Here is a 9,243-nt window from a genome sequence, read left to right on the forward strand (position 1 = left end):
TTCGCCGTCGGGCTACTTCACGGACCCCGCCATGACGCCCTGCACGAAGTGCCGCTGGAACGCGAAGAACACGGCCACCGGCACGACCAGGGACAGGAACGCCCCCGGCGCGAGCACGTCGATGTTGCTGCCGAACTGGCGGATCTGCGACTGCAGTTCCACCGTCAGGGGCTGCGAGGAGCTGTCCGCGAACAGCAGCGCCACCAGCATGTCGTTCCACACCCACAGGAACTGGAAGATGGCCAGGCTGGCGATGGCCGGGCGGCCCACCGGCAGCACCAGGCGGGTGAAGATCCGCCATTCGGTGCCGCCGTCCATGCGGGCGGCCTCCAGCATCTCCTTCGGCATCTCCGCGAAGTAGTTGCGCAGCAGGAACACGGCGAACGGCAGCCCGTACGCCACGTGGAACAGCACGACACCGGGGATGGTGCCGAACAGCCCCAGCTGGCCGAAGAGTTTGGCGACCGGCAGCAGACCGATCTGCACCGGGACGACCAGCAGGGCGACCACGAGCAGGAAGACGGGCTCGCGGCCGGGGAAGTCCAGCCAGGCGAAGGCGTAGCCGGCGAGCGCGGCGACCACCACGACGAGCACGGTGGTCGGCACCGAGATCAGCACGGTGTTCCAGAACGCCTGGGTCATGCCCGAGTTCTTCAGCAGCGCCGTGTAGTTGTCGAAGGACAACTGCCCCGGAGCGGTGAAGACGGTCCACCAGCCGCCCTTGGCGGTGTCCTCGGCGGACCGCATCGAGGACAGGAACAGCCCGGCCAGCGGGGTCATCCACACCAGGCCGATGACGACCAGGAAGGCCTGCACCACGGCGCTGCTCAGTCCGCGCCGGATCGCGTTCATCGCTGGCTCCTTCGGAAGCGTCGGACGTTGAAGACCATGGCGGGGATGACGAGCAGCAGCAGGAGCACGCCGAGAGCGCTGCCCAGCCCCTGGTCGTTGCCGCCGCCGAACGAGACCAGCCACATCTGGGTGGCCAGCACGGTCGCGTCCTCCTGCACCGGCCCCGGCGCGATGATGTAGACGAGGTCGAAGACCTTCATCACGTTGATCACCAGGGTGACGAACACGACGGTGAGCACGGGCCCCAGCAGCGGCACGGTGATCTTCCGGAAGATCTGCCACTCGTTGGCGCCGTCCATCCGGGCGGCCTCCAGGGCGTCCCGGGGCAGGGCGGCGAGGCCCGCGCCGATCAGCACCATGGCGAAGCCGGTCCAGATCCACAGGTAGGCGCCGATGATGGCCGGGGTGACGAGGGTGGGGCCCAGCCAGGAGATGCCCTCGTAGGGCGGTGCGAAGTTGTCGGCGGGCAGCTTCAGGGTGTAGCCGCCGCCTTCAAGGCCGGTGAACCGGAAGGATCCGTCGGCCGCGGTGGTGGTGCTCGCGACGGTCTTCCCGTCCCGGACCGCCTCGACCTTCATTCCGGGCAGTCCGCTCTCCCGGTCGTCGACGACTCCCGGTTCCCCTCCCCCGCCGGGCGTGAAGTCGAGGTAGACCACGCCGCGCACCTCGTCGGCGCCCGCCGTGCGGGCGGCCGCCTCGCGGGCGGGTTCGGCGTCGCCCGGCAGGTCCTTGGGGGCGACGCCGACCAGACCGAGGGCCGCCGTGCCGCCGGGCGAGACGTCGGCGCCGGTGGCGTACGAGCCGTCCGGCTGCCGGGTCAGGCCCTCGTCGTCGCGGGGGCGGGCGTCCGGGTAGGACGAGGTGCCCTTGAAGGCGTCGTGGACGCCGACGACGGCCGCGTTGAGGACGCCCTTGTCGGGGTCCTCGTCGTAGGCGAGCCGGAAGATGATGCCGGCCGCCAGGAAGGACACCGCCATCGGCATGAACAGCAACAGCTTGAAGGCGGTGGCCCAGCGGATCTTCTCCACCAGCACGGCCAGGATCAGGCCCAGGCCGGTGAGCAGGGTGGGGGCGACCACGACCCAGATGGCGGTGTTCCGCACGGCGGTGAGGGTGGTCGGGTCGCGGAACATCTCGGTGTAGTTGTCGACCCCCACGAACTGCGAGCCGGAGGCGTCGAACAGGCTCCGGCCGACGGAGAACAGCACGGGGTACACGACGAGCGCGCCCAGCAGGAGCAGTGCGGGCAGGACGAACAGCAGGGCGATGACCCGCCCCCGGCGGCGCGCGCGCCGGCTGCGCGCGCCGTCGGGATGCACGGGTGCCGGAGGCTTCGCCTCTTTCACCACGGTGGCGGTCACGGCGGTCAGTTCCCGTAGGCCTTGGCCGCGGCGGCCTCGAGCTCGGCGGCGGTCTTCGCCGGGTCGGCCGGGTCGCGCAGGAAGTCCTGCAGGATCTTCCACTCGCCGGCGCCCTTGGTGCCGCCGAAGGCGGCGGGGGCCTGGTCGGACATGTCGAAGCGGACCGAGTCGCCGGCGTTGATCAGGGACTCGGCGGTGGCGCGGGTGACGTCGTCGCCGTAGGAGGCGAGGTCCAGCTTCTTGTTCGGGGAGAGGAAGCCGCCGGCCTCGGCCCACACGGCCGCGGCCTCCGGGGTGGCGAGGTACTCCATGAGGGCCATGCCGGCCTCGGAGTTCTTGCCGTCCTTGAGCACGACGGCCGCGTCGCCGCCGCTGACCACGGGCGCCTTGCCGTCACCGACCGGCGGGAAGGGGAAGAAGTCGGCGTCGGTGCCGATGGTCCGGCCGAACTGGTCCTTGGCCACACCGGCGACGAAGTCACCCTCGTAGACCATGGCGGCCTCGGCCTTGGGGCCGAAGACCTTCTCCACGGAGCCGGGGAAGTCGGTGTTCAGGGCGCCCTTCTGGCCGCCGGCGATGAGCTGCTTGTCCTTGAACAGCTTGCCGAGGGTGGTGAGCGCGTCGACCACGGTGGGGTCGGTCCACTTGATCTCGTGGGCGGCGAGGGCGTCGTACTTCTCGGGCCCGGCCTGGGAGAGGTAGACGTTCTCGAACCAGTCGGTGAGCGTCCAGCCGTCCTGACCGGCGACGGAGAACGCGGCGAGACCGGAGTCGGAGATCGTCTTTCCGTTCTCCAGCATCTCGTCGAAGGTCTTGGGCTCCTTCACCCCGGCCTGTTCGAGGGCCTCGGGGCTGTACCAGACGGTGGACTTGTGGGCGGCCTTGAAGTAGAGGCCGTACAGGGTGTCGTCGACGGTGCCGTAGTCGCGCCACACCTGGGCGAAGTTGTCCTTCACCGTCGACTGGACGTCCTTGTCCAGCGGCTTGAGCCAGCCCTTCTCGGCGAACTGCTTGAGCACGCCGACCTGGGGGACCATCACGACGTCGGGGGCGTTGCCGCCCTCGATCTTGCTGCCGACGACGGTGGAGACGTTGTCGCCGGTGGACACGAACTGCGTCTTGGCGCCGGTCTTCTCGGTGAAGGCGTCCAGCACCTTCTGGAAGTTCTGCTGCTCGCTGCCGGACCAGACACCGGCGACGGTGACGGTCTGGCCGTCGAGCGACTTGTCGCCGCCGCCGGCCGAGACCGGGTCGCCGCCGCCGCAGGCGGTGGCGCCGAGGGCGAGGACGAGGGCGGTGCATCCGGTGATCAGGGTGGTGCGTCGTCGCATCATCGTTGATGTCCCTTCGGGATACATGGAGAGGGGAGAACGGCAGGTGTGGGGGTTCAGGTGCCGGTGATCCACCAGGCGGCGGTGGAGCCGGGCAGCACCCCGGGCGGGCAGGGGCCGCTGGCGAGCAGCGGGACGCCGTCCACCGGGGCGGGTACGGGGGCGGTGCCGAAGTTGACGGCGCAGACCAGGTCGTCGCCGCGGACGAAGGCGAGGACGCCGGGCTGGGTGTCCAGCCAGCGCAGCGGGCCGTCGCCCAGCTGGTCGAGGGCGGCGCGCAGCTGCAGGCCGTCGCGGTAGAGGTGCCAGAAGGAGCGGGTGTCGGCGAGGGCGCGGTCGGTGGCGTACTCGGCGAACCACTCCGGCTGCGGCAGCCAGGGCCGGGCGGCCTCGGTGCCGGAGGTGAAGCCGAACGGGGACGCCTGGCCGGACCAGGGCAGCGGGACGCGGCAGCCGTCGCGGATCCGGGCCCGGCTGCCGGTGCGGCGGAAGATCGGGTCGGTGAGCACGTCGTCAGGCAGGTCGACGACCTCGGGCAGGCCCAGTTCCTCGCCCTGGTAGATGTAGGCGGCGCCGGGCAGCGCCAGCATCAGCAGCGCGGCGGCCCGGGCGCGGGCGGGGCCGAGGCCGCTGCTCTCGGGGGTGGGCTCGCCGTAGCGGGTGACGGTGCGGACCTGGTCGTGGTTGTTGAGGACCCAGGTGACCGTCGAGCCGGTGCCGGCGATGTCCTGCATGGCCTCGGATATGACCTTGCGGAAGGCGTCGGCGTCCCAGGGGGCGCCCAGCAGGTCGAAGAAGAACGCCTGGTGCAGTTCGTCGGGGCGGACGTACTTGGCGTGCTCGCGGGCGGACGGCACGGAGACCTCGCCGACCAGGAGGCGTTCGCGGCCGTCGCGGGCGGTGTACTCCTCGCACACCGCGCGCCAGTGCCGCCACACGTCGTGGACCTCGGGCTGGTTCCAGGCGAGCGGGTTGACCGAGTCGCGGGTGCGGGCGTCGGCCTCCGGGTCCGGGGAGTCGGGCAGCTCGGGGTGCTTGAAGAGGCCGGCGGCGACGTCGATGCGGAAGCCGTCGACGCCCCGGTCGAGCCAGAACCGCAGGGTGCGGTCGAACTCGGCGGCGACCTCGGGGTCGCGCCAGTTCCAGTCCGGCTGCTCGGGCGTGAACATGTGCAGGTACCACTGGCCGGGCCGGCCGTCCGGCTCGGTGACGCGGGTCCAGGCGGGGCCGCCGAACATGGCGTGCCAGTTGTTGGGCGGCTCGTCGCCGTCCGGGCCGCGGCCGTCGGCGAAGTGGAAGCGGGCGCGCTCCGGGCTGCCGGGGGCCGCGGCGAGCGCCTGCCGGAACCACGGGTGCTCGCTGGAGCAGTGGTTCGGGACGATGTCCAGCAGCACCTTGATGCCCAGCCGCCGGGCGGTGTCGACCAGCCGGTCGAATTCGTCGAGGTCGCCGAAGACCGGGTCGACGCCGCAGTAGTCGGCGACGTCGTAGCCGTGGTCGTGCTGCGGTGAGGGGTAGAACGGGCTGAGCCAGATCCCGTCCACGCCGAGCTTCTTCAGGTACGGAAGTCCCGTCCTGACGCCGGCGAGATCGCCGATGCCGTCACCGGTGCTGTCCAGGAAGCTCCGGACGTACACCTGATAGATCACCGCGTCACGCCACCAGTGGTGCCTGTTCACCCCATTGACCTGTCTGTGAGGAGCGCTGTTCGTTATGCATGCATGTTAGGTAGGCGCGTCCCGAGGGTGTCAATGAACGTACGCACACCACGGGGAAGTTGGGCTGCGTAATTAGGGGCGAATATGAACCTTTCGGACACAGTTGAGATGTCCGCGTTACTTAACAAGTAACTAGAAGAGTCCGGCAGGGGTCTCGCAGCTAGCGGGAGGAGACGGCGGCCAGCTCGGTCGCCAGCCGGCGCACCGCGGCCTCGGGCGTCTGCCGCCCGGTCATCGCGTCGTGCACGACCGCCTGCACCACCAGGCTCACCTGGTCGTAGTGCGGGCTCTTGGGACGCGGCTCGGCGGCGAGCACGCTCTCCCGCAGGGTCGGCAGGTACGGGAACCGCCGGACCAGGTCCGGATCGTCGTACAGGTCCGCCCGCACCGGCGGCAGGGCACCCCGGGTCAGGACCTGGCGCTGCACGCGCTCACTGGTCAGGTACGCGATCAGGCGGGCGGCGGAGTCGGGGTGCCGGGCCTGGCTGCTGACGGCCAGGTTCGAGCCGCCCAGGACACTGGTCCCCGGCCCGTCCGCCCCCGGCAGCGGCACCGCGCCGACCTTGCCGGCGACCTTCGACTCCGGGGCGGAGGCGGCGACGTAGGCGTAGGGCCAGTTCCGCAGGAAGAGCAGCCGGCCGTTCTGGAACGCCTGCTTGGACTCCTCCTCCTTGTACGCCAGCGCGGCCTCGGGGATCCAGCCCTCGCGGACGCCCCGGGCGAGGAAGCCGATGCCCTCGCGGGCGGCGCGGGAGTTCACCGTGACCCGCTCGCCCTCGTCGCCCAGGATGGTGCCGCCCGCCGAGTAGACGGCCTCGGCCGCGTTGACGGTCAGGCCCTCGTAGGGCAGGAACTGGCCCGCGTAGCCGTCCAGTCCGTACTTCGGCGCCAGCGTCCGCGCGGCCCGCTCCAGGTCCGCCCAGGTGCGCGGCGGCGGGACGCCCTCGGCGGCGAGGACGTCCTTGCGGTAGAGCAGCAGTCCGGCGTTGGTGACGTAGGGCACCGCGTAGAGCCGGTCGTCGTAGGTCGCGGTGTCGACGACCCGGGGCAGGAAGGTGTCCAGCGGGAAGCTGTCCGGCGGCAGCGGACGGATCCAGCCCGCCGCGGCGAACTCCGAGGTCCAGCTGACGTCGATGTTCAGGACGTCGAACCGGCCGCGTTCCCCGGCCCGCAGGTCGGTGATCATCTGGGCGCGCGTCTCGTCGGCCGAGTCGGGCAGTTCGACGAGGGTGACGCGCTCGCCGGGATGGCTGCGGTTCCAGCCCTGGAGCAGGGGGCCGAGATAGCCGGTGAGGTCCCCGGCCGTGGCCAGGGTGAGCGGGCCGCGCCCGCCGGAGGAGCCCTCGTCGGCCTGTGCTCCGGAGGCCACATAGCCGGTGAGGACGACGACCAGGACGAGGAGGCCCCTACCCGCGGCATGGATCCACCGCATAGGTTCCTCCCTGTACACCGGCACCCGGGCACCCTCGTCCGGGAGTCAGAGGCCATGTATACCGGTTAGGTATGCGCGATACTAGGGCCTGCGGCACATTACCCACACGCGAGGAGGAGAGCACGAGTGCGGCTGCCCCTCCTGGCGCTGCTCGCGCGCGGCCCGGCGCACGGATACGAGCTCAAGCAGGACCTTGAGCAACTGCTGGGCTCCGCGTACCCTCAGCCGAACGTCGGCCAGATATACGTCACGCTCGGCCGCCTCGAGAAGTCGGGGCTGATCGAGGGCGAGGACGTGGAGCAGTCGAGCCGGCCCAACAAGAAGGTCTACCACCTCACCGACGCCGGGCGGGAGGCACTGGACGCCTGGTTCGAGGACACGGCCGACGAGCCGCGGGTGCGGGACGAGTTCTTCATGAAGCTGGCCCTCGCCCCCCAGTCCGGTGCCACGGACCAGATCACCCTGATCAACAAGCAGCGGCGGCAGTACCTCAACACCATGCGGGAGCTGTCGCGACTGGCCGCCGCCGAGGACCGGGACAACCGCATCGCCCACCTCCTCATCGAAGGTGCGATGCTGCACCTGCAGGCCGACCTCGACTGGCTCGAGCGGTGCCAGGAAGAGCTGGAGGAGCTGGAGTGAGCGAGACCACCACCGCTCCCGTGCTGCGCGCCGAGCGCCTGGTCAAGACGCACCACGGCGAGGGCGCCCCCGCGCACGCCGTGCGCGGTGTGGACCTGTCCGTGGACCGCGGCGAGTTCGTCGCGGTCACCGGCCCGTCCGGCGCGGGCAAGCCGACGCTGCTGCACCTGCTCGGCGGGCTCCAGCACCCCGACGAGGGCAGCATCTGGCTGGACGGCGAGTGCACCGACGGCTACAGCGAGGCCCGCTGGGCCGTCGAGCGCCGCAAGCGCATCGGCATCGTCTTCCAGTTCTTCAACCTGGTCTCCGACCTGTCCGTGGCCGACAACGTGGAGCTGCCCGCCCTGCTCGCCGGGGTGCCGCCCCGCAAGGCCCGCGAGGAGCGCGAGGCGCTGCTCGCGGAGCTGGGCCTGACGGGCAAGGAGCGGAGCATGCCGGGCGAGCTGTCCGGCGGTGAGCAGCAGCGGGTCGCCCTCGCCCGGGCCCTGGTCAACCACCCGCCGCTGCTGCTGGCCGACGAGCCCGCGGGCAGCCTGGACAGCAAGGGCACCCGCGAGGTGATGCGGCTGCTGTCCCGCTTCCACCAGCGCGGCCAGACCATCGTCATGGTCACCCACGACGCCCGGCTCGCCAGCGCCGCGGACCGGGTGATCAGCTTCTTCGACGGCCGGATCGCCGACGACGCCCGCCTCGACGGCGGGCCGGCGCCGCGCGGCAAGGGCATCTCCGGCGTGCTGGAGCTCAAGGACTGACATGCAGGTGTCCGACCGCTGCGTGCCGAGGGGGTGAGACCCGTGCGAGCCACCCTGCGCTGGGCGCACTCCGATCTGCGCACGCACCGCGGCGAGGCGCTGTTCCTGGTCCTCGCCACCGCGGGCATCGTCGCGTCGCTGCTGCTGGCCACCGCCCTGTTCGGCTACGCCACCAACCCGTGGCAGCGCGTCTTCACCCAGGCGAACGGCGCGCACGTGACCCTGCACACCACCGCCGCGGCGAACGCGGGCGAGCTGGCCGGGCTGGACGGCGTGCGGTCCGTCTCCGGTCCCTACCCGACCGAGGATCTGACGCTCGCCTCGCGCGGCAGCCGGGCCTCGGTGGAGCTGCGCGGCACCGCCGAGCGGCCCGGCACCGGCCGCCCGCTGATCGTCTCCGGGCACTGGCTGGACCCGGCCGCACCGGACGGCGTGGTCCTGGAGAGCCGTCTCGCCCGGGCCCTGCTCACCGCGCCCGGGGAGACCCTGACCGTGCCCGGCACGGGACGCACGCTGACCGTGGTGGGCATCGCCGACAGCGCCGAGCCGCGCTACCGGCCGGGTGAGCAGCGCGGCCTGGTCTGGGCCCTGCCGTCCGCCCTGGCCGACCCGGGCGGGCAGGTGATCGGGCTGCGGCTGGCCGACCCCGGCGACACCGGGTACGCGGTGCAGCGGGCGGTGACCGTGCTCGGGGCCGGGGCGATCGGCGAGGTGTCCACCTGGCAGCAGGCGCGCGCCGAGGCGCAGGGCGACAACCGGCTGCTGGGCCAGGTGCTCGGCCTGTTCGGGCTGGGCGCGCTGGTCGCCGCCGGGTTCGCCGTGCACGGCGCCATCGGCACCCGGATCCGGGGCCACCTGCGGGACATCTCCGTGCTGAAGGCCATCGGTTTCACGCCCGGCCAGGTCGTCCGGGTCTTCCTCGTCCAGCACCTGCTCTACGCCCTGCTGGGCGCCGTCGCCGCCGCCGTGCTCATCGGCACGCTGGGCAGTGCGGTGCCGGGCCGCCTCGGGGACGCGCTCGCCGTCTGGCAGGGGCTGCCCGGGCACACCGTCGCCCTGTTCGCCGTCCCGGCCGGAGCGGTGCTGTTCATCGGCGCGACCACCGGGCTCGCCGCCTGGCGGGCCGGACGGGTGCCGCCGGTGCCGGTGCCGCGG

Annotated in this window: 8 protein-coding genes; 3 read left to right on the forward strand and 5 right to left on the reverse strand. The window is 71.8% G+C overall.

Annotated elements, in window-relative coordinates; all coding sequences use genetic code 11:
- Positions 1 to 12 precede the first annotated feature (12 nt).
- The 5 genes from G3I53_RS22315 to G3I53_RS22335 all read right to left on the reverse strand — a co-directional run bounded on the left by G3I53_RS22315 (position 13) and on the right by G3I53_RS22335 (position 6,694).
- On the reverse strand, positions 13 to 852 hold the full coding sequence (locus G3I53_RS22315; RefSeq protein ID WP_164339277.1) for a carbohydrate ABC transporter permease: 840 nt from the start codon (positions 850 to 852) through the stop codon (positions 13 to 15).
- Positions 849 to 2,213, reverse strand: a complete 1,365-nt coding sequence (locus G3I53_RS22320) for an ABC transporter permease subunit (RefSeq protein WP_164339279.1) — start codon at positions 2,211 to 2,213, stop codon at positions 849 to 851. The genes G3I53_RS22315 and G3I53_RS22320 overlap by 4 nt, the downstream gene beginning before the upstream one ends.
- Before the next feature lie 5 nt (positions 2,214 to 2,218).
- Complete coding sequence (locus G3I53_RS22325; RefSeq protein ID WP_164339281.1) at positions 2,219 to 3,547, reverse strand: ABC transporter substrate-binding protein; 1,329 nt, start codon at positions 3,545 to 3,547, stop codon at positions 2,219 to 2,221.
- Positions 3,548 to 3,600: 53 nt separating this feature from the next.
- Positions 3,601 to 5,223, reverse strand: coding sequence for an alpha-amylase family glycosyl hydrolase (locus G3I53_RS22330; protein ID WP_164339283.1), 1,623 nt, complete (start codon positions 5,221 to 5,223; stop codon positions 3,601 to 3,603).
- A gap of 199 nt (positions 5,224 to 5,422) precedes the next feature.
- Positions 5,423 to 6,694 (reverse strand): ABC transporter substrate-binding protein, encoded by a 1,272-nt coding sequence (locus G3I53_RS22335; protein ID WP_164339285.1) that lies wholly within the window; start codon positions 6,692 to 6,694, stop codon positions 5,423 to 5,425.
- 126 nt (positions 6,695 to 6,820) lie between these two features.
- Here G3I53_RS22335 and G3I53_RS22340 point away from each other — a divergent pair, with 126 nt between their 5' ends.
- The 3 genes from G3I53_RS22340 to G3I53_RS22350 all read left to right on the forward strand — a co-directional run.
- A complete protein-coding gene (locus tag G3I53_RS22340; RefSeq protein WP_164339287.1) occupies positions 6,821 to 7,336 on the forward strand; it encodes a PadR family transcriptional regulator in 516 nt (171 codons plus the stop codon).
- Complete coding sequence (locus G3I53_RS22345; protein ID WP_164339288.1) at positions 7,333 to 8,088, forward strand: ABC transporter ATP-binding protein; 756 nt, start codon at positions 7,333 to 7,335, stop codon at positions 8,086 to 8,088. Before G3I53_RS22340 ends, G3I53_RS22345 begins: the two co-directional genes overlap by 4 nt.
- A 42-nt stretch (positions 8,089 to 8,130) precedes the next feature.
- The coding region (locus tag G3I53_RS22350; RefSeq protein ID WP_164438701.1) for an FtsX-like permease family protein at positions 8,131 to 9,243 on the forward strand (1,113 nt) is incomplete at its 3' end.

The organism is Streptomyces sp. SID14436, assembly GCF_010548465.1.
GTDB lineage: Bacteria > Actinomycetota > Actinomycetes > Streptomycetales > Streptomycetaceae > Streptomyces.

Bases quoted from the DNA above. Each gene is read 5' to 3' on its own strand.
- G3I53_RS22315 (WP_164339277.1), bottom strand. From the start codon at position 852: ATGAACGCGATCCGGCGCGGACTGAGCAGCGCCGTGGTGCAGGCCTTC.
- G3I53_RS22325 (WP_164339281.1), bottom strand. From the start codon at position 3,547: ATGATGCGACGACGCACCACCCTGATCACCGGATGCACCGCCCTCGTC.
- G3I53_RS22335 (WP_164339285.1), bottom strand. From the start codon at position 6,694: ATGCGGTGGATCCATGCCGCGGGTAGGGGCCTCCTCGTCCTGGTCGTC.